Consider the following 21954-nt stretch of genomic DNA (forward strand, 5'->3'; position numbering starts at 1 on the left):
AAAATTATTAATATGTTTTGAATTTGATTTTTTGATAATTGTAATTTATTTGAATTTTGTTATTTGGATTTTGGAATTTTATTATAAAGTAACTGCACCTTCTCTTACAACCTTAATTTTTTGGTTCACAACTTTTACAATTGTTGAGGGTTTGTTTGTAAATGTGTGAATTTTATCAATAACAATTCCATCAATCTGAGATTCAAATTTTGTGATAATATCTTCTGTTTTTAGTGCTTCTTTCTCTCCAGAGATATTTATACTTGTACTAATTATAGGTGTCCCAACTTTATTTATTATTTCGCGTGTAATCTCATTTCCTACAAGCCGAACAGCAATGGTTTTGTTATAACAAATCGGTCTTTGCCAATACTTTTTTTTTGCATTAAGTATAATTGTGAGAGGTCCAGGCCAGTATTTTTTTATCAATTCATTTTCAGAAGTAGAGATGCTGCAAACGAGAGAATGGATTTGTGAGAAATTACCAATCAAAACTATAAACCCGGATTTTTCTTTTCGTTTTTTCATTACTTCAATTTTTTTAATAGCAGTTTCAGATGATATTATTGCACCAAATCCGTATAGATTTTCAGTTGGATGGATTAGGATTTTTCCCTCTTGTAAAATTTGCGAAGCTTGCTTGATTTTTCTTTCTTCAATTCGGTTTACGAATATTATTTTTTTCATCTGAAAATCACTTTTTCTTTATCTCAATTCGGGATAAACCCGTCCCCAATTCAATTGGGGATACCCACCAGTCCCGATTTATCGCGACTCCGTCTCGGAGTTGGCGGGTAGCAACAGGTTTATCCTGTTGCTGCTTCTTTAAGCCACCTGAAATTTTCATGCTCCTTTGTGTCTGCTTGCTGACATGTGGGTTTCATCTGAAAATCCCTTTTTTGCCACGAATTTACCCTGTGAAATCCTTCAAAGAAGGAATCCCGACATATCGGGATTATTTCACAGGGCGAGCACGAACTAACACGAACAATATTTTACTTATAAAATTAAATCTATTTAAAATTATTAGTAATTTTCATTCTTCTTTCAGGCTCGGCGTCCAGACGGGTGCGTCTCAATTTTTTTCGGGACATGAACTTTTCATCTGAAATAGTACGCAGGTTACACACCCCGTCCTCCGATTTCATCGGAGTCCACCCCTCTCAAGAGGGGAAATCCCGATTCCCGCCTGCCATAGTCCCAATGGAATCGGGACGGCGGGCAGGTATCGGGAAGGGGTGTGTTATTTTCATTCTTTTTTGTGCCTCTGATTTATCGCTGGAATGATAAGCACGCCCTATCATCTTAGATAATCCAATGGGTCAACAGCCTTACCAACCTTGCGCAATTCAAAATATAAGCAATCCTCATCAAGAAATAAGTTATGCCCGGAATATGCAATAATTTGTCCTTGTTCTACTCTTTGTCCTTTGTTCACGGCTAATCTGTAATTGTATCCATAAAGGCTGTAAAATCCATTCTGATGATCAATAATAACTAAATTCCCTTTATTTTCAAACCAGTTAGAAAAAGCAACAATTCCTGAAGCAATACTTTTTACAGGGGTTCCAACTTCTGCTTGAATGTATATTCCTTTACTGGCAATTGTGGTTTTTGAATTATTTGGTCTTATAACTCCAAACTCTTGAATGATATTACCGCAAACAGGCCATATAATACCTTTTTTAAATTTAAAGCTATATTCTCTACCATGTTTTTCTGCTTCTATTTGCTCCAGAAAATCTTCCAATGAAGTAATTCCTTCCTTCAAACTTTTCATCTGATTTTTGTAATCATCCTGTAAATTAACAAGTAAATTCAATTCCTCCTGCTTAGATCCCTTTTTAGAAAGAGCATAATTGTAATTTTCCTGATTGCTTCTAATTCTATTTCTAATATTTTGAATATTCTTTTCTTTTTTTAAACTAATATTTTTTTGGGCTAAGTAGTCCCGGCTAAGATTACAAAGATTTGTTAGAATTAAATTTGAACACATTTTAATATTGGAAATACTTGAATTCCTTATACAGTTTTGATTCAGATAAATGCTACTTACATAAAATATATTTAGATTTTTTATGATATTGTTAAGCAGAATTTTGTTTTCTGAAATATCTTTTTTGCTTTTATTAATAATGGCATTGACTTCTTTTAGTTCATGCTCTTTAGAGATTTTCTGCTCATTCAAACTTTCTATAATACATCTTAGATTATAAATTTTCCTTTCTAATTCTTTTTCTATTTTTTCTTGTGCCTTTTTATCTTTATTAATTTCTTGCAATGCATTCTGTATAGATTCAATCTCTTGCTCTAATTCAGCAACACGCTCTTTAGTAGTTTGAGTGATATCTGCTATAGAGAATTGAAAGCATAGCAAAAAAGATAAGAAAAATATAACGTATTTCATAAAAATCAACTAAAAAAAACTGAAATATTTCTGTCAAAAAATAAAAAAATTTGACTTATTAAAATGATAAACAAAAAGAGTGTAATATAAATTTAGTTTACATTTAAGTATTAATTTTAAAAATGAAATTTAATGGAGGAAAAATGGAAAAGACTTATAAAGCCATAGATGGAAACACAGCAGCAACGCATGTGGCTTATGCTTTTAGTGAAGTTGCTGCAATTTATCCAATAACACCTTCATCGCCAATGGGAGAATTAGCAGATGCATGGGCTGCGCAAGGTAGAAAAAATATCTTTGGACAAACGCTTGATGTTATTGAGATGCAAGCTGAAGCTGGTGCTGCAGGTGCTGTTCACGGCTGCCTTTCTGCTGGTGCAATGACTACAACATTTACAGCATCTCAGGGTCTTATGCTAATGCTTCCAAATATGCATAAGATTGCTGGTGAGATGCTGCCAACTGTATTTCATGTTTCTGCTCGCTCTCTTGCCTGCCAATCCTTATCAATTTTTGGTGACCATTCTGATGTGATGTCTGCAAGAAATACCGGGTTTGCTCTTGTAGCTGCTGGTTCTATTCAGGAGACAATGGACCTGGCTGTTGTTTCTCATCTTGCAACATTAAAATCTAAAGTACCATTCCTTAATTTCTTTGATGGTTTCAGAACTTCCAATGAGATTCAAAAAGTAGAGATGATACCCTATGAGACAATGGCAGAACTGCTGGAAATGCAATATGTAAAAGATTTTCGCGAACGGGCAATGAATCCGGAAAAACCAATGATGAAAGTTGGTGCACAGAATCCTGATGTTTACTTTCAGGGTCGAGAGACTGTAAATAAGTTTTATGCAGTCACCCCTGAAATAGTTCAAGAATATATGGATAAGTTTGCAAAAAAGATAGGTCGCCAGTACAAGCTGTTTGATTATATTGGGGCTCCTGATGCAGAAAAAATTATTATTGCTATGGGTTCCGGAACAGAAACGATTGAAGAGACCGTAAACTATCTTACTCAGCAAGGAGAAAAAGTTGGTGCTGTCAAAGTTCGTCTGTATCGTCCATTTTCTGCAAAAGCACTTATCTCTGCTATTCCAAAGACTGTAAAGAAGATTGCAGTTCTTGATAGAACAAAAGAGCCTGGCTCTCTTGGTGAACCACTTTATCTTGATGTTGCTGTTGCTCTATCCGGAAAAGATATTAAAATTATTGGTGGACGATATGGCCTTTCTTCAAAGGAATTTACTTCAACTATGGTAAAGGGGGTTTATGACCATCTTGATGGCAAGTGCACTCATAATTTTACTGTTGGCATAGAGGATGATGTAACTGGCACATCGGTTTCTATTGGCGAAGAAATTGATGCAGAACCTAAAGGCGTAATTCGTTGTAAATTCTGGGGATATGGTTCTGATGGAACAGTTGGCGCGAACAAAAACTCTATTAAAATTATTGGTGATAATACTGATATGTATGCACAAGGTTATTTTCAGTATGATTCTAAAAAATCTGGTGGCGTAACTATTTCTCATCTTAGATTTGGAAAAGAGAAAATTCAATCTCAATATTTGCTAAACAATGTAGATTTCGTGGCATTGCATAAATCTTCTTATATTGGTCGTTATGATATTTTAGGAGGTATAACTGAAAGCGGCACATTCCTGCTTAATTCAAATTGGAAGGCTGATGAAGTATTTGAAAACTTAACAGAAGATATGCAGAAAGTAATTATTGAGAAAAAAGTCAAAGTCTATAACATAGACGCATTGAAGATTGCCCAAGAAGTTGGACTCGGTGCACGAATTAACACAGTAATGCAGGCAGCATTCTTCAAAATTTCTGGGGTGTTGCCAGAAGATGAGGCGTTGAAACTTATCAAAGATGCCATAGAAAAAACATTCCTAAAAAAAGGTGAAGAGATTGTAAAGATGAATTGGGCAGCTGTTGACAGAGCTTCAGATGCTCTGGAAGAAGTTCCAGTTCCTTCTAACTTAATTGGAATAAAATCAGCACCAATTCCGAAACTTATTCCTGATGACGCAGATGAGTTTGCGAAAAATGTTATTGACCCGGTTATGCACTTTAAGGGCGATACAATTCCAGTTTCTAAAATGCCTTATGATGGTCAAGTTCCAACAGGAACTACGCGATTAGAAAAACGAGGAGTAGCTCCATTTGTTCCAAAATGGAACCCAGAAAAATGTATACAATGCAATCAATGCTCATTAGTATGCACGCATGCAGCTATCCGTCCAAAACAGATAGACCCGAAAGATTTAGAAAACGCACCTGAGACATTCATTACTGTAAAATCAAAAACAAGAAATGATAGAAATCTTCAATACAGATTGCAAGTATATGTGGAGGATTGTGTTAGTTGTGATAGTTGTGTAGAGGTCTGTCCGGTTAAAGGAGCTATAGAAATGGTTCCAATAGAAGAAGCCCGCACAGCAGGTGAGACTGAAAACGCTGTGTTCTTTGATAATCTTCCTGATAATGTCCTTGATGGTGTAAAGCGAGAGTCAGTAAAAGGCAGTCAATTTCTTATGCCATATTTTGAGTTCAGCGGTGCTTGCGGTGGATGTGGTGAGACTCCGTATGTTAAATTAGCTACCCAGCTTTTCGGCAATAGAATGATAATCGCTAATGCAACTGGATGCTCATCAATTTATGGTGGAACCTTCCCGACAATGCCATACTGCAAAGATAAACAAGGGAAAGGACCTACATGGGCAAATTCCCTGTTTGAAGATAATGCCGAATATGGATTTGGTATGAGATTGGCTGTTAATGCAAATAGGAAACAACTGCTTAATAATATTGATGAACTTCTTGAGCTGGGAACCACATCTGAATTAACACAAGCTCTTAAAAAAAGCAAAGAACTCTGGAATTCTGTAGATGAGGAAGCTAAAGAAGCCGCAAAATCCGTGAAGAAAGCCTTACCAGAAGCACTCGCTAAAGCATCAGAAAGTACTAAGCCAATTATTGAAAAGATAATTGAATTGCAGGATTATATCGTTGAAAAAAGTGTCTGGTCTATTGGTGGGGACGGATGGGCGTATGATATTGGCTATGGTGGACTTGACCATGTGCTTGCGTGTAATAAAAATGTAAATGTTCTGGTCTTAGACACAGAGGTTTATTCCAATACTGGTGGACAGGCATCTAAAGCAACTCCAACTGGCTCAGTAGCGAAGTTTGCAGCAGCGGGAAAGAGAACCAAGAAGAAAGACCTCGGCATGATGGCAATGACTTATGGCTATGTTTATGTAGCTGGCGTGGCAATGGGTGCAAGTCCAAATCAATGTCTAAAAGCATTCTTAGAAGCTGAAGCTTATCCTGGACCTTCTTTGATTATCGCTTACTCACCTTGCATTGCACATGGAATAGATATGGGAAAAACCCAGGCAGAAGAGAAATTGGCCGTTGATAGTGGTTATTGGATTCTATACAGATATAATCCATTGCTTGCAAAAGAAGGTAAGAATCCATTGATTCTGGATTCAAAGAAGCCGAAATTAGAATATCAAGCATTTCTTGATAATGAAATTCGCTATCGCACTTTGACTCAACAGTTTCCTGAAATAGCAAAGAAACTTTTCAAACAAGCTGCAGAAGAGGCTAAAGAAAGATATGAGATTTATGAAAAGATGGCTGGTAGTTAATCAATAATTGTATTTGTAGATTAAAAAAAAGCCCTGAGAATTTTTCTCTGGGCTTTGCTTTTGGTTTTCTTTCAAAAATTATTCCGTCCCCGTCAGGGAATGGTCCCTGACAGCTCCTTTTACCATCCACAGAGTCGTCACGGACCACTCCGTGACGAAACAAAAACAGGTGAAGCGGTGGTTAGGCAGAAATTCTTTGGGAAACTATGGGCATTTTTATCGTTATTAATTCCGATAAATCTAATTTCCTACTGGCATTATCTATATCAATACCTACAAGATTATCTTCTGTATCATAATCCAGAACTATACCTTCTGAAATCTCTTCACTTTTTACGCTACTCTTAATAGATAAATCAATATAAAGTGAATCTGTTTCAGGAAAATATGTTAGTTTCATTTTTTAAATCTCCTATCCGGGAAGGCATTATGAATCGTTATTTTATCATCTAAAGTTACTACGCGAAGAAATTTGTCACCCAACTCAGGGATTATACCCCAAAAACGATATCTATTACCTTCCTGTCTTTCTACTTTAATTGGTTTCTCTAAAACCCGAATACACCATTCCTTTTTAAGATAAGGTCGTTTTATCAAGACCTTACTTTCAAAATATTTAGTAAATTTATATTTTAACATCACATACCTTATTTACTGAAGTTTTAGTTCAGAATAAAAGAATTTCTACCTACCATATATTAGACTGCACCATGCATAATATAACACACCTATTTTGAAATTAACACACTATAAAACAAATTCCTATCTATGACATTACCTTTTACAAATGCTTCATAAGTCATACAAAAAACAGAAATTTCAAAAAAGAGTTGTCAAATTTTTTCTAAAAAACTTGCAAAAAAATTACAATTATTCAATATTATAGTATTTTTCAGTATATCACAATATCACTGCAAGACGCATGATATTGTCCCTCAACACTATCTGAAAAAATGTGAACCAGCGAAAGACAAGAGTTAGTAAAATAGTTATTTCTTTTCTTTACAAACCATATCTTACTATCTATGGCGTAAAATCAATATTTCTATCTATAGAAAAGCAAAATTCTGTAAGTATATTTATTGCACTTTCAACATCTTTAATTGATACAACTTCTGTGTAAGTATGCATATATCTGCAAGGGATAGATACGAGACCTGTCGCAACTCCTTCTCTTGTAACCTGAATTACATTTGCATCTGTTCCTGTTGGACGAGAATTGGATTCAATCTGATATGAGATTTTTTTCTTCTTTGCAATATCAATAAGCATGGAAAATACTTTTGGATTTATGTTTGGTCCTCTTGTAATAGAAGCACCTTCACCAAGTTTAACTTCACCAGCTTTTTTCATTTCAACATCAGGCGTATCAGTGGCATGACAAACATCAATAGCAATTCCAATATCCGGATGTATTCCATATGCAGAGGTTCTTGCTCCGCGTAATCCTACCTCTTCCTGGACAGTGGCAACACTAAATAATGAGGCTTTAAGTTCATTTCTTCTTTTGAATACATTTTTCATCACTTCAGCCACGATAAATGCACCTATTTTATCGTCAAAAGCACGAGAGGTATAAATATCATTTCGCATCTCTTCAAAATTCGGGTCATAAGTTATTGGGTCGCCAATCTCAATGAGTTTTTTGACCTCATCCTTATCCTTTGCTCCAATATCAATGTAAAGCTGATGCGGTTTTGGAACTTTCTCTCTATCTTCTTTTTCAAAAAGGTGAATTGCTTTTTTACCAGTAACACCAAGCACATCACCATTTTTTGTATGAATTCTGACTTTTCTGCCCGGAATAATCCCAATATCAAATCCGCCTAACCTATCAAAATAGATAAAACCTTTGTCATCAATATACTTAACCTGAAAGCCGAGTTCATCCATATGACCGGCAAGCATTATTTTAGGGGGTTTATCAGGATTTACTGATGCAATGGCATTTCCATGCACATCAATTTTGATTTTATCTGAAAAGTTTTTCATTTCAGCAAACCAAATTTTACGCACCTTATCTTCATAACCTGATGGAGATGGTGTTTTCATCAGGGTTTCAAGAAATTGCATAGATTGCTTATTCATTGGTTCTCCTTGATTTTTTTTATGCTACACTTATACTTTTTAAGACTTTAGTTTAGAATTTATCTAAAATTCAGTTACTCTCTTAATTTTTGTCAATTTTTATCCAAATATTTCAATGCGAGTATAAGTACACCGAATCCTTTTAGGTATAAATTATACCAACTAAGGTCAATCATTTGTTTAAAAGCAAGCTATCAGAGAAAACTTTGTCAAAGATTCCATATAAATATTTTGGAGAGTAAGACGATTAACATTCTTGACAATAATTTACAAACTTTTTTAAAAACATTGAAGTAGAAATAAACTATTATTAAAATTAAATGTAGGAGCATATAATGAACAAAAGGAGTAATCTAAGATTAGTCTTTTTAATTATCTTGATAACATTCTTAGCAAACTGTGCCACAAAATATTCTACAATACACATTCCTGAAGAAATTAAGGTTGAGAGAATTCCATTAGCAGGTGCAGTCTCAAGTCGCGATTCAGAAATTTCAGGATTAGCCTGGTATAACGATTATTTGATTCTTCTTCCGCAGTATCCTTCTCGGTTTGAATCTGATTATGATGGGAAACTTTTTGCTGTATCAAAAGAGACAATTCTTTCCTTTTTAAAGGGGAAAACAGATTTGCCTATAACACCTATAGAAGTGGATTTTGTTGCTCCAGGAATTTCTGATAGGATTAATGGATATGAAGGTTTTGAAGCAATTGCTTTTTCTGGCAATAAAGTATTTATGACAATTGAATCTTCTCCCAATAATATGCTGGGTTATTTGATAAGTGGTGAAATCCAAAGTGATTTGAGCACAATTACTTTAAATACTGATAAAATAACAGAGATCCGACCACAGGCTTCAATAAATAATGCAACTGATGAAACTATGCTTGTTACATCAGATAAAATAATTACCATATATGAAGGGAATGGAAAAAATGTAAATCCCAATCCAATTGCGCATATTTTTGATTATGAACTTAATCTTATTGATTCTGTTCCATTCCCGAATATTGAATATCGCATTACTGATGCGACAAATCTTGATGTTGCTAACTATTTTTGGGTTATAAATTACTTTTATCCTGGAGATGAAAATGCATATAATCCATCCGTGGATTCAATTTCAATAGTTTATGGAGAAGGGGCAACTCATTCTAAATATACAACAGTAGAAAGATTATTACGATTAAAATATTCTGAATCTAAAATTACTTTGGTTCAAGAACCACCTATCCAATTAGAACTTATTGATGATGACAATTCGCGAAATTGGGAAGGGATTGTCAGATTAGATGATATAGGTTTTTTGCTTGTAACAGATAAATATCCTGAAACTATTCTGGGATTTGTCCCAAGATAAATTAGGTTTTATTTGATTTTAATATAATGGGATTTATGATACCTATGATTTTGATGAAAGTGATGATGGGGTAATGTTATTGAATCCACTTTTTTCTATAAAGCCAAAGTAAAAGTTTCAAGAGCTCTCGAATTGTCATTGACAGAATTTCATAAAGATTATCTTAATTTAAGGTGTTAAAAAAACTTGACTTTTTACTGAATAGTTTAGTATTTGTGTTTAATAAATTATTTTGTGATATATTGTTTTGATAGTTAAAATTAGTGAGAATTAATTAGTATAATGAAAAAACAACATTTAAGAATTAAAGATCTTCCTGAATTCAAGCGTCCACGAGAAAAGCTTGAGAAGACAAATATTAATTTTTTAACAAATTCTGAGTTATTATCCATTTTATTGGGAAGTGGTGTTAAAGGAATAAATGTAAAAAAGGTTGCAGAAAATTTATTAAACAAATTTGGTGATAATTTATTAAGTGCCGGCACTAAGGATTTAACGAAGATAAAGGGTATTGGGAAGGTTAAAGCAGAACAGATTGTATCCGCTTTTGAGTTGACTAAAAGATTTATTATAAAAGACCAAAGCAAAATTGCAATACACAATTCTAATGATGCTTTTAGTTTGTGTAAGGACCTTACTAATAAAAGGCAAGAGCATTTAGTGGTTTTATATTTAGATCCGCTAAATCAGTTAATAAAAAAGGAAATTATTTCTATTGGAACGGTTAATTCAAGTTTAGTGCACCCAAGGGAGATATTTGCTCCAGCATATATAAATAATGCCACAGCAGTTATTATAGTTCATAACCACCCTACGGGAGATTGTAATCCAACTATAGAAGATAGAAAGGTTACAGAGAAATTATTAAGGGCGGAAGAAATATCTGGAATAAAAGTAATAGACCACATAATAATTTCTAAAAAAGGATATTTTAGCTTAGTAGACAATTATAATCAAGATAATAAAGTTAATTATTTTAAGAGTGGTTATGAACAAATAAGTTTGTCTGAGTATTATCCCTTTTTTCAAAATAAAGAATATTTAGAAACAAGTCTAAAAAAGTATAAAGACCCTTCTTTTAATTTTAAAGATATAAGACAAACAGATGGTATTCACGGTTTACATATCTATCCAGCAGTTATGGCATATCCAATTGCTGATTATCTCATAGATACTTATAGCAAAGAGGATGACATTGTTTTAGACCCTTTTATGGGCGCAGGTACGACACTTGTAGAAGCAAATCTAAAAAAGAGATATTCTTATGGAATAGATATTAATCCATTAGCAGAGTTTATAACAAAAGTCAAATTAACACCTTTAGAACCTTCAATATTAAAAAATGAACTTGAAAATATATTAAAAAATGTAAATATATTAGAATCTGATATACCAAAAGTTAAAAACATAAATCTATGGTTTAAGGATTATGTAATTGAGGAACTTGGAAAACTAAGACATGCAATATGGCAAATTGAGAATAATGACATTAAAGATTTCTTTAAGATTTCTTTTAGTGAAACTATTCGTGCTGTATCCAATTGTAGAAATGGTTTTAAACTTCACAGATATTCAGAAAAAGATTTAGAAAAACATAACCCCAAAGTAAAAGAATCTTTTTTTAAAAAATCAATTGATAATATTTATAGATTAAATTCTATTAAAGATAAGTTATCAGAAAAATATTGGTTTAAAATAGTAAAACATATCTCTGAAATCAAAGATAAAGAGATAGATTTGATAGTTACATCACCACCCTATGGAGACAGCAAGACCACAGTAGCTTATGGACAGTTTTCCCGATTTTCATTGGAATGGTTGGGATTAGAAAATATAAATGTTGATAGAGAAAGTTTGGGCGGTAGGATAATAAAAGACCCTGTTTATGATGTATATTCTGAATCATTGTTTAATACATTAGACAAAATATCAATACAAAGTAAAAAGAGAGCTAAAGAGGTTTTTGCATTTTTTTATGATTTAAATAAATATTTGAAGGAATTTGCCAGAGTTGTCAAACCTAATGGATTTATATGTGTCGTTATTGGAAACCGAACTGTCAAAGGATTTCAAATACCAACTGATGAAATTATTGTTGAATTGTGTATAAATAACTTTTTGCATCACAAAACCATTATAAGGGAAATTCCAAATAAGAGAATGCCAGCAAAAAATAGCCCTACAAATATCGCTGGACAAACTGTTAGTACTATGCTTGAAGAATTTATAATTATTCTTGAAAGGAAATGAATATGAGTAATGATTTTCAGGAATTCCAAAAATCAATTAGGAAAAGATTTATGCCATCGGGTAAACAGTTATCAGAATTTGCTCAGGAGAAGTTGATAATAAAGGATGTTGAAAAGAATTTTAATTCTTATTTGCGAAAGTTACTAAATAATGAATTTGAACTATATAAAGAATACGAAAAAAAATGCACTCTTAAAATATTTGAAGAAGCCTTCCAAAGAAAATTATTTGAATTTCCCAAAGATAACTCTCAAAAGGCTTTCTTAGGATTTTTTGACCAACATTATGATGATTTTTGGAAAGTATTCCTAAGTATAAGTCAATCAAGAAAAACAAGAGCTGGTGGGAGTTTTGAAAAGCACTTAAGATTCTTGTTTAGTAAAATAAATTATCCTTATGATATGCAAACAACATTAAATGGAAGGGTTGATTATCTCTTTCCAAGTGAAGAAGTATTTAAAAAAAACAGAACTGTATGTTTAATTATTTCTGTAAAGAGAACCCTGCGAGAAAGATGGCGACAGGTAATAGGAGAGTTATCTTCAATCAATGCAGGAAAAATTTATATCGCAACGCAAGAAGAAAATATTGCAAAAGCAAAAATCCATGAAATGAAAAAACATAATATCAATTTGGTGGTCTTTGATGAAGAAAAGGAGAAAAACTTTTTATCTGAATATAATGTAATTGGCTTTACAGAGTTGATTACAGTTCATCTGCCTGCACAAAAGATTTTGTGGGAGAAATTTATTTAGAAATTTTTAAACAATATCTCTCAAAATTAATTTATGCTTTATTTAGTTTTAAAGAAACAACCCCCGCCCCAAGATAACACATTATCGCAAGAATAAATACAATCTTAAACCCAAAAAGAATTGCAAATAAAGTAGCGAGAATTGTACTTATTACTGAGAAAAATCCGTTTATTCCCCAAGCCCATGGAACTTTGAAACTTTCTATTCTTTTAATTTTTGATAAACCTTGTGGAAAGGGAATTCCCATAAAAAATCCTAAAGGTGCCAGCAGAATTATGGTTACCAATATTTTTATTATCACATTAGCATTCATAAAAACAGGCAGAATAATATCAAAAACTATAAGATACAAAATTATTATTGAAACGATAAGTAGAGTCGAATATAAAATTCTCTTTTCAGCATTAAATATTTTATCAGAAAAGTAGCTCCCAATCCCTGAAAAAACAAGCAAACTTGAAATTATTACACTTAATGAATAAGTGGGATGAGATAAAAATAAAATCAATCTTTGAATAAGTGGCATCTCTATAAAGAAAAATCCTATCCCGATTAATCCGAAAAAGAGGAGTATCTTTATATTTAAACCTCTTTTACCTTTCTTCAGAAACAGCAAAGGAACTACTATCAACACAAGGCTTATAATTATAACTGGAATAAGAAGAAGAATTAAGGTTAAATATCCCCATTCAGTAAATGGTATTTTATCAGTGCCGTATTTTAAAATATACTTTAAGGTTTTGTATTTGAAAAAATTATAAAAATATGGTCTGTTATCACTTGCTGGTTTAATATCAAAATCGTATTCGTCCTCAAAGTCAGATGCATTCTCAGATAGTAAATTTTTTGCAGCCAAATAATAAATCGGTGTATCAAGTTTTACAAATCTGTTCACTTCGTTCTCTTTTATACCATCATAATATATGATATCAAAAAGTCTTGTTTTACAAAATTCTTTTGTTTTATTTATCATATCTTCAGAAATGGGGGCTTTTGATATAATTAATGTTGCTGCCTGAATGGTTCTAATATAGAGAATGTGCTTGCTAATATCTTTTATATCTAAATTCTTTAATGCTTGAATACAGATATTGAGCATCTTGAGATTATCTCGTGGAGGATTAACAACCCATCTTGTAATAGATAAAAGTCCATTTTCCTTTAGGTGCAGAAAAAACTCTTGTATTGACTCAACAGTATAAAGATTGGTCTCATTTAAGGCATAGATACCGGATGCTGCTGTGTTATATGTATCTAACATTGAAATTTCTATCAGGTTGTATTTTTCATTTGTTGATTGTATAAAACCTCGTGCTTCCTTATTTATAATAGTTACTCGTGGATGGTTATAAATATTTCCTGAATAAGTTGAATAATCTTTTTTCATAAGTTTTACAACTTTTCTATTCAACTCCAGTCCTGAAATATTTTTAAAATCGTGTAATAACGCTTTTAATATTCCTTCACCACCACCTACTCCAACAATGAGTACTTTTTCTTTTTCAGAATCTTCTAATAAATTGTAAGGTAAAGCAGATGGGATATAATTAAGATATTGTATTTCTTTCTTTTCTCCATCAAAAGGAGTTATTGCACTCATTGATTCACCATCAAAAAATATTCCTTTCTGTATTGGAACTTCATAAGGAGATAATAAACTAAGCCCAACTGTTGACCGCAATCCTTCTGCTTCAACCACCTGAACAAGTCCAAGTGGAGAATATCTTTCTTTTTCAATTTTTGCATTGGGGAGGTTCAGTGTTTTTGATATGGACTTATATTGGGATATTTTTTTCAAATGTAAATAATTAACTGATAGAGAAAAGACCGCTACTAATACTGCTGAAAGGATAAAGATTACTATGAATTTAGTTTTATTGAGATTTAATGAAAAAAATATCGCAGTAAGGAAAGAAATAATTGTTATTCCAATTAGTATAGAATAGGGATGAAGCAGATATGAAAATAGCACAACAAAAATGGCACCAACTCCTGAACCAATCAAATTAGAAAAATAGGTTTTCCCAATGGGAAATTTTGTTAAAGCAATTCCAATTACTGTTGCTCCGAAAAAGAATGGAATTCCCATTGCAATAAAATATTGTAGAAAGTAGTATAATTGGCGATTATCTATTCCAATTTCAAATGGATTAAACGGAGTTTTGCAATATAAAATAAATCCCAGGCACATTGAAAGTGGATAAAGAAAAAGAGCAGTCAGAACAAAGGTATTGAAATGTTTGTCAATCTGATTTTTTAAAAGTGCGATGGCAGTTCCACTTGCTCCAAAACCCAGTAATGCCAGACTTATTATAAATGCGGCAAGATTTTGCCATTGGGTAATAGCAAATATTCTTGTAAGTATTATCTCGTAGCAAAGGATTGTAAATGAAGTAAAAAATACTACTGGTTGGATAAATTTTGTTCTCATTACCATAGTGGATAATTCCTATTTTATTAAGAACAGTACACCGCTCGTTTATATACAAATAACTAAACACACCCCGACAACTAAAGTTGTCACCCCTCTCAAGAGGGGATTTTTGTCAAGCATATTTATGGTCGGATAAAGTCCCATCTAATATGAGGGGATTTAAGGGTGAATTAATAACATTTATTTTGATTTTTTCACTTTCTGTATAAATTGTTGGGAAAATCCAAATTTAGATTTTATACTATTTTAAATAAATCATATTAAAAAGGGATACAAATCTAACTATAGTAATTACTGATAATTCAATCTCTTCTCTTCCTATTGGTTTTTCCATGTTAGGAACTTTTTACATACCAATATTTAGTTCCTTTAAGAAATTCATCAACCCCTTTTTTCTTAATTTTTCTTAGATTTTTTATATGAGCATCACCATGATTTGCCTTCAAGAAATCCAATTTTTTACATGTTTCAAATTCGCCACATTCCCAACATCCTTCAATTCCTTTTTTCTGACAGCATTTTCTTATCTTACAGAAAGGCGGACCACCACCACCTTTACAGGTTTTTTTACATCGTAATTTTACTAATGCACCCAATACTTCATAACATTTTGGGTAGTTTTTGTAAACCTTAAAAAATGAAAGAGCAGACAAAGATTCTGCAGTCTTATCAAACTTAGATTGTCTTAACTCTTTTCTAAGGTCTCTTGCCAGGTCCGCAACCTCTCCTTTGTGAGCAAAGCAATCTCCACAATAAAGACCACAATATGCAATAAGATTTGTATTTTCTTCACACATTTTGATTTTCTTCTTGTTTTATTTATAATATATGAGATCTGCAAAATAGGTAATTTTTATTTTTTATGAGACATTATAAAAAATTCTTGATTAACCTCAACCTCTAACTCCTTCTCCTATTCATCCTTCGTAGTTCATCCTTCGCAGTCTTGCTACGGAGAATGGATACTATGGAGAACGGGCAAGGAGAAGGAGAATTCTGTCTTCCTCTCCTTTTAGGAGAGGATTGACCTGCCTGCGCGTAGCCGCTTCGGCGAAGGCAGGGGTGAGGTCAAAAAAAACCTTATTTTGCAGAACGCATTATTTATAATGAATATCCTTTATTTTCTGATAAGAGGCACAAATCTAACTTGGGTGATTACTTCTGTTTCAATTAGCTCCTCACTTTTCTTTGTTATTACAAGCAGATTTTGAACTCTAAAAGGTGGACCAACAGGGATGCACATTATTCCACCAATTTTAAGCTGTTTAATAAGCGGGGGAGGAACAAATTCCGCGGTACAGGTTACTATTATTGCATCATAAGGAGCATATTCTTCCCAACCATAGTAACCGTCTCCGAACTTTGTCTTGATAGTATCGTATCCTGCTTTTTCTAAAACCTTGTTTGTTCTGAGATACAATTCTTCTATTATTTCTATAGTATAAACCTCTTTTACTATTTCTGATAAAATTGCTGCCTGATAGCCTGAACCAGTTCCAACTTCAAGTGCTTTTGAATCCTTGTTTAATTTCAACAGCTTGGTCATCAAAGCGACAATATAAGGTTGAGAAATAGTCTGACCATATCCAATTGGTAAAGGTCGGTCCTCGTATGAAAACATGCGATATAGTTCAGGCACAAAAATATGTCTGGGAACCTCTCTCATAGCTGAAAGAACAGTGGTATCTTTTATTCCTCTATTTTCTATCTGGATTTTAATCATCAACTCTCTTTCTCTTTTATACTTTGTTTCGTTATCTTGGGCACAGCTAAGATTACTTAATAATAGTAGAAAAATTATACAGATGAAATATCTCTTATTTTTTGACATAAACATTTAAAATAGTTAGAAATATACCATAAAACATTAACTAAAGCTTTTATATTCTCTTTCTCATTTTCCTTTTATTATTTTCCAATTCTGGTCAGTTTCAGGTGTTATTGTCCCTATGTCTTTAATGTAATCTGTTAGAATGTTACGCATCTCTTCGCTTGATTGAAAAATTATCGGTGCACTCTTTGCACCTGCTGCATTTATATGTCCACCGCCACCATTTGCGCGATAGCTATTTATTGCTACTTTGTATATTTGATTCATTTCAAGAGGTTTACCAGTTTGTAAAAATTTTAATTCTTTTATTCTTTTTCCAATTTCTTCAGTAGCATCAATCATATAACTAATGCCTTCTGCCATATCGTACTGATAGCCTGCGATATCGGGATTAGGATTGACATCACATCCATCCCAGATATAGTAGCGAGAGGAATATTCCAGGAAATCTTTTATTTGCTGCCCCGTCATCTTTATGACATAGAGAAAATTCTCATAAGGATACATAGCATAAATGTCTTTGACACGAAATGGACCAGGTGGTACGTATAAATTCTCATTAAAACAGGCAGCAAACGAAATATCCGCATCCGTATAATCCATTTGAGCTTTATTTATGATTTCAATCATTGGAGTATCCTTGAAACGAGAATATTTTCCCGTTAAAGTATCAGTAAGTATTGCAATTTCACCTCGGATATACTCAAGCATTTTGTTATGATAATATTCTGTGAGTTTCAAGATTTCTTCTGCAGGTTCTTCATCTTCAACTGATTCAACCCATCCATCTTTATCTATAATTTTCCAGGTACCTTCAACTTGTTCAAGAATTAGTCTTGCAACACCTAAATTTTTAGCCCAACATCCAGAATTTATTTGTAACGGTTTATTTAGACTTTTTTCCTTGCTCATATATTTTAAACCCTGTTTATAGTCATTCGGAACAATTTTATGTGAATGACCACCAAAAACAATATCAAATTCCGGAATCTTATCGGCAACTAAGCCTGAAGCGTTAGCAACAGGCAAGCCTAATTTCTCCGATTTATAGGCGTCTTCTTTTGCATTGAAACCAGAATGAAAAAGTCCTACCAAGATATCTACTCTGGGATATAAAATTGTCGCAAACTTTTGTGCTGTTTTAACCATATCTTTCCAGGTAATTCCAGGATAATAGGTCGTATCAAGCATAGTAGGTATGCCAGGAGTTGTTAAGCCAATAATACCGATTAAAAAGTCGTTTTCTTTAACTATTGTATATGGTTTGAAAAATGTTGTTCCATCATCTAATTCTGAATTTGCAGAGAGCCAGGGGAAATCAGACTCTTTCTCAACACGAGTGTATACAGTAACTCCTTGTTCAATTTCATGATTACCTACTGCAAACGCATCATAATCCATATGATTCATTGTTAGAATAAGAGGGTTTGGTTTATCTGTTTCTATTTTGTTAAAATAGTGAGCAAGAGGGGTTCCCTGAAGCACATCACCAGCGTCAACTAAAATTACATTATTATGTTTTGCACGATATTGCTTAATTCTGGAATAGACTTGTGCAAAACCCACTTTTGCAGGCTGGTCATTAAAGTAGTCGTATGGATAAATTCTACCGTGTACATCTGTTGTCTGTAAGATATACAATGTATCAATTTGTTGACTAAATAAGCAAGTTGAAATAAAGAAAAAGATGATAACAATGATTTTTTTCATAATTTTCCTCTTTTGTGTTTTCTTATAGTGATTTATTTATTTTTATATTTTTCTTTTTTCATTATCTCTTTAATCTTTTTTTCTTCCCACTCTTTTCCAAATATTCCATGTGTTCCAAATGTGCTAAAGCCATGTGCAAATAATCCAATTCCCCAACCCAAAAGGGGCCAATAAAACCAGAAGTTATGGGGAGTAGTAATAATGTTTATTATGAATATTCCAATGTTTACAATTATATAAACAAATAAATGCTGATAAAAAGCCCTTATTTCAGTAACTCTCTGTTTTGCTCGTTTGTAATCTTCATTTTCATTCATGTTGTCTCTCCTCTCTTATTCTTTGATTCAATCAATTATGATTCAATCAATTATCTAAAGAAGTTTTTTTGTCCACTAATTTACTTTTTCATAAAAATATATTTATAAAATCTCCGATTATATATAAGATGGAAAATTCCAATTACCATCATCACGATGCCAGACTCAACATGCCAGAATAAGATGTTAAATGGTAAAGATATTGGTAATCCAAAATTTACTCTTATTATTAGTAGGATTCCTAAAAGAGAAGAAACCATAAAACTTATTAATAGAATACAATTCCAGATTATTAAATGTGTTACACGAGTAAAAATTTTAAGTTTAAATAAAGTAAATGTGATTAGATATAATACAATTAACACAATAGAGATTGGAATAAAGTGATATTTTCTTACGAGGAGTTCTTTTTCGGTTTCTAAAATTCCAATATCAACTTCTCGTTTATTTGTAAGAGAATCTGAAATCTCTTTTGAGATTTTTTCTCTATTTTCTGGAGCAGGTTGTGAACGGTCACAGATGCTGTTACTGTCAGTATCTATGTATGCCCCACAAATTCCAGGGTATGGACAGTTTTTTTGTCCAAAAGGACAGTCGTCCCAGGCAAAGAGAGTAGAAAATATAAAAATACCTATAAAAAGAATGAGTAATTTTTTCATTATGAAACAAAAAAAATTTATAGACATAATTTCAGGCAAGTTTTATTTATAACTAATATGAGTTTTATTCAAGTAAGAGATCTCAGTTTTCATTACGAAACGCAAAGTGAAGACATCTGGATATTGATACTCGTGAGTCTCTGGAAAATTCTTTATCACAATTTAATGGAACACTTATCTTTGTCTCGCACGATAGATATTTTATCAATAAGCTGGCAACGAATATTATAAATTTGGATAATTTGAAATAATTTTATGAAACGGAACACAGAATTTCAAAAATTTAGGATTTCATTATTTTTACTAATTGGTATTGCTATTATTTTCTTTACTGCAGTTTCTCTCTCATCAGAAATTCTATCAAGCCGTTATTTATTTATAACTTTTCATAAAGATGAAAGAAAAGTTGCCGAAAAGATATTACCACAATTCTCAGAAATTGTTGAGTCAGTTAATAGAGAAGTGGGATTTTATCCCGATATATCGGGAAAAGTCAAGTTAATCTTATGTCATAGTAAAAAAGATTTTAAAGAATATATTTTGAGGTTTAAAGATTTGCCGGAAAGGAGCCAGGCATTTGCTATTCCACAAAAGGCTTTAATAATAATTCGTAATCCAAGAGATATGCAGATAAATAGCAATTTCTTCCAGGTTTTGACACACGAATATAATCACATATTGTTGCACAATATAGCAAAGGACATTTCTATTCCACTTTGGTTTGATGAAGGATTTGCTCAATACTTTGCTAAACAGTGGGATATAAGAAGAGAGTTTATATTTGTCAGAAATGGGATTATAGGAAATTTATTAGATCTTAATGCATATAATTATAAATATCCTGAATTTCAAGACCAGGCAGAAATATTTTATTTACAGAGCTATTACACAATAAAATATATGATAAACAGATTTTCAAAGGAAAAATTTCAGGATTTTTTAGAGGCTTTACAGACCTCTAAAGATTTTGATAGAACTTTTTTTGATATTTTTCAGATTCAATTGTATAGATTTATAGTTGATGCAAGAAAGTCAATAAAGACACATACAATTTTAACAGTCTTTTATTCTGGATTTGGATTACTTTGGACGATTATACCGATACTCGTACTTATTGCATATGTTAGAAAAAAAATGTTAGGAAAGAGGGTAAAGGAGATATGGGATAGAGAGGAAAATTCGGATAAAGATTTTCCATCGAAAGAAAATGGGCTATAAGGCTGTAGATTTACAATGATTAACATTGAATCAATTTACAGTTCAAAGACCTTCAAGGTTTTCAAAACCTTGAAGGTCTCTAGTGTTGGCAGAGTCGTCACAGACCATTCCGTGACGGAAACCTATAAACTTATGGTTCAGGTAATATACCTGAACCAGCAGGGTATTAATAAAAAAAAGCGAGAGCATTTCATTCTTGCTTTTCAAATTATAGTGACGGATGTGCTCATCCGTTTGATAGAGCTTAGGAGATATATGCATTGGCCTAAAATTTGCTATGATTTCGTAAGATATTTCATCCAAGCGTCACCATTACTACTCCAGAAAATGCCATTATCATTCCAATAAATTTTCGCAATGTGAATTTTTCTTTTAAGAAAATAGCAGCAAATATTAATACAAATATCACACTCGTTTGATTAATTGCAGCGGCAATACTGGCATATGTAAATTTTATTCCTCCCATCCAGGTAAACATTGCAAAATAATTTCCAAGTATTGCTCCGGGAAGCATATATTTCCAATTTTTTGAGGGACGAAATGCACTAAAGAGTTCTTTTCTTCTTGGATGAAATAACGCTATAATACTCATTACAATTGCAGCAACAACAAGTCTTATCATAGTTACCCAGAGGATTGGTGCTCTGTTCAAAAGTGGTTTTATCATTACGATGCTAACTGCCATAAGTGCAATTGATAGGGACCCCAGTAATATTCCAAGAATTAGATTTTTTCTTGGTATTGAATGGTTTGGCAATCTGAGAGATGAGATTAATATTGCACTAATAATCATTAGGGCACCCAAGAGTTGTGTATAACTTAAACGCTCACCTAAAAAGAAGAAGGTGAGCCCAATGACTATTGGTGTATAAAGGCAGTCAACAATTGCTAATAAACCAGCACCTAATAGGTTAAGACTTTTGAAAAAAAGAGTGTCTGCAATTACAACCCCAATAATTCCACTTATTATTAATAATAAATAATCTTTAATAGGTGCTGGTAGCAAAAGGGTTCTATGCATAACCAAAAAAGTGAATAAAAAAAGTGCAGAGCAAACGGAATTTTTGAACAAGTTCAGTGAGAGTGGTTCAGTAGATTCACCGCTTTTTCTGAACAAGATAACCGCTGTTGCCCAAATGATTGCGCAAATTAACGATAAAATTTCACCGGAATATGGAATGCTCATAGATTGAGAAATATCAAATGTCAAATTCAAAATACCAAATAAAATTCAAAATCCAAATGTCAAAAGTAAA

General features: G+C 32.6%; 17 protein-coding genes. 5 read left to right on the forward strand and 12 right to left on the reverse strand.

What is annotated here, in order from left to right:
- Positions 1 to 81: 81 nt before the first annotated feature.
- Together U9R23_06325 and U9R23_06330 are read right to left on the reverse strand one after the other, a co-directional pair.
- Entirely contained in the window at positions 82 to 687 is a 606-nt protein-coding gene (locus U9R23_06325) for an L-threonylcarbamoyladenylate synthase (protein MEA3476033.1), read from the reverse strand.
- Between the two features lie 613 nt (positions 688 to 1300).
- A complete protein-coding gene (locus tag U9R23_06330; protein MEA3476034.1) occupies positions 1301 to 2407 on the reverse strand; it encodes a peptidoglycan DD-metalloendopeptidase family protein in 1107 nt (368 codons plus the stop codon).
- 143 nt (positions 2408 to 2550) lie between these two features.
- On the opposite strand from U9R23_06330, the gene nifJ reads away from it, so the two are divergent.
- The gene (nifJ, locus tag U9R23_06335; protein ID MEA3476035.1) at positions 2551 to 6075 is read left to right on the forward strand and encodes a pyruvate:ferredoxin (flavodoxin) oxidoreductase; all 3525 of its coding nucleotides are present in this window, start codon (positions 2551 to 2553) and stop codon (positions 6073 to 6075) included.
- A 181-nt stretch (positions 6076 to 6256) separates the two neighbouring features.
- Here the strand turns inward: nifJ and U9R23_06340 are convergent, their stop codons facing one another.
- The 3 genes from U9R23_06340 to U9R23_06350 form a co-directional block, all read right to left on the reverse strand.
- Positions 6257 to 6475: a DUF2283 domain-containing protein gene (locus U9R23_06340; protein ID MEA3476036.1), complete on the reverse strand. Its 219-nt coding sequence runs from the start codon at positions 6473 to 6475 to the stop codon at positions 6257 to 6259.
- Positions 6472 to 6714 (reverse strand): hypothetical protein, encoded by a 243-nt coding sequence (locus tag U9R23_06345; GenBank protein ID MEA3476037.1) that lies wholly within the window; start codon positions 6712 to 6714, stop codon positions 6472 to 6474. Before U9R23_06345 ends, U9R23_06340 begins: the two co-directional genes overlap by 4 nt.
- A 384-nt stretch (positions 6715 to 7098) precedes the next feature.
- A complete protein-coding gene (locus U9R23_06350; GenBank protein MEA3476038.1) occupies positions 7099 to 8163 on the reverse strand; it encodes a M42 family metallopeptidase in 1065 nt (354 codons plus the stop codon).
- A gap of 335 nt (positions 8164 to 8498) precedes the next feature.
- Between U9R23_06350 and U9R23_06355 the strand changes: the two genes are divergently transcribed.
- The 3 genes from U9R23_06355 (at position 8499) to U9R23_06365 (ending at position 12529) form a co-directional block, all read left to right on the forward strand.
- Positions 8499 to 9524, forward strand: a complete 1026-nt coding sequence (locus U9R23_06355; protein ID MEA3476039.1) for a hypothetical protein — start codon at positions 8499 to 8501, stop codon at positions 9522 to 9524.
- Between the two features lie 282 nt (positions 9525 to 9806).
- A complete protein-coding gene (radC, locus tag U9R23_06360; protein MEA3476040.1) occupies positions 9807 to 11774 on the forward strand; it encodes a DNA repair protein RadC in 1968 nt (655 codons plus the stop codon).
- Positions 11775 to 11776: 2 nt separating this feature from the next.
- On the forward strand, positions 11777 to 12529 hold the full coding sequence (locus U9R23_06365; GenBank protein MEA3476041.1) for a type II restriction endonuclease: 753 nt from the start codon (positions 11777 to 11779) through the stop codon (positions 12527 to 12529).
- 31 nt (positions 12530 to 12560) lie between these two features.
- Here U9R23_06365 and U9R23_06370 read toward each other — a convergent pair whose 3' ends face one another.
- From U9R23_06370 to U9R23_06395, 6 genes are all read right to left on the reverse strand, one after another.
- Positions 12561 to 14960 carry a hypothetical protein gene (locus U9R23_06370; GenBank protein ID MEA3476042.1) on the reverse strand — a complete coding sequence of 800 codons (2400 nt, stop codon included), beginning with the start codon at positions 14958 to 14960 and terminating at the stop codon, positions 12561 to 12563.
- 338 nt (positions 14961 to 15298) lie between these two features.
- A complete protein-coding gene (locus U9R23_06375) occupies positions 15299 to 15760 on the reverse strand; it encodes a DUF3795 domain-containing protein (GenBank protein ID MEA3476043.1) in 462 nt (153 codons plus the stop codon).
- A 320-nt stretch (positions 15761 to 16080) separates the two neighbouring features.
- Complete coding sequence (locus U9R23_06380) at positions 16081 to 16794, reverse strand: protein-L-isoaspartate(D-aspartate) O-methyltransferase (protein ID MEA3476044.1); 714 nt, start codon at positions 16792 to 16794, stop codon at positions 16081 to 16083.
- A gap of 63 nt (positions 16795 to 16857) precedes the next feature.
- A complete protein-coding gene (locus tag U9R23_06385; GenBank protein ID MEA3476045.1) occupies positions 16858 to 18504 on the reverse strand; it encodes a 5'-nucleotidase C-terminal domain-containing protein in 1647 nt (548 codons plus the stop codon).
- Between the two features lie 32 nt (positions 18505 to 18536).
- Positions 18537 to 18821 carry a 2TM domain-containing protein gene (locus tag U9R23_06390; protein ID MEA3476046.1) on the reverse strand — a complete coding sequence of 95 codons (285 nt, stop codon included), beginning with the start codon at positions 18819 to 18821 and terminating at the stop codon, positions 18537 to 18539.
- Between the two features lie 80 nt (positions 18822 to 18901).
- Positions 18902 to 19480: a hypothetical protein gene (locus tag U9R23_06395; GenBank protein MEA3476047.1), complete on the reverse strand. Its 579-nt coding sequence runs from the start codon at positions 19478 to 19480 to the stop codon at positions 18902 to 18904.
- Positions 19481 to 19735: 255 nt separating this feature from the next.
- On the opposite strand from U9R23_06395, the gene U9R23_06400 reads away from it, so the two are divergent.
- Positions 19736 to 20698 carry a hypothetical protein gene (locus U9R23_06400; GenBank protein MEA3476048.1) on the forward strand — a complete coding sequence of 321 codons (963 nt, stop codon included), beginning with the start codon at positions 19736 to 19738 and terminating at the stop codon, positions 20696 to 20698.
- 295 nt (positions 20699 to 20993) lie between these two features.
- Here U9R23_06400 and U9R23_06405 read toward each other — a convergent pair whose 3' ends face one another.
- Positions 20994 to 21884, reverse strand: a complete 891-nt coding sequence (locus U9R23_06405; protein MEA3476049.1) for a DMT family transporter — start codon at positions 21882 to 21884, stop codon at positions 20994 to 20996.
- Positions 21885 to 21954 lie beyond the last annotated feature (70 nt).

The organism is Candidatus Cloacimonadota bacterium, from assembly GCA_034722995.1.
In the GTDB taxonomy this organism is placed as follows: domain Bacteria; phylum Cloacimonadota; class Cloacimonadia; order JGIOTU-2; family JGIOTU-2; genus JAGMCF01.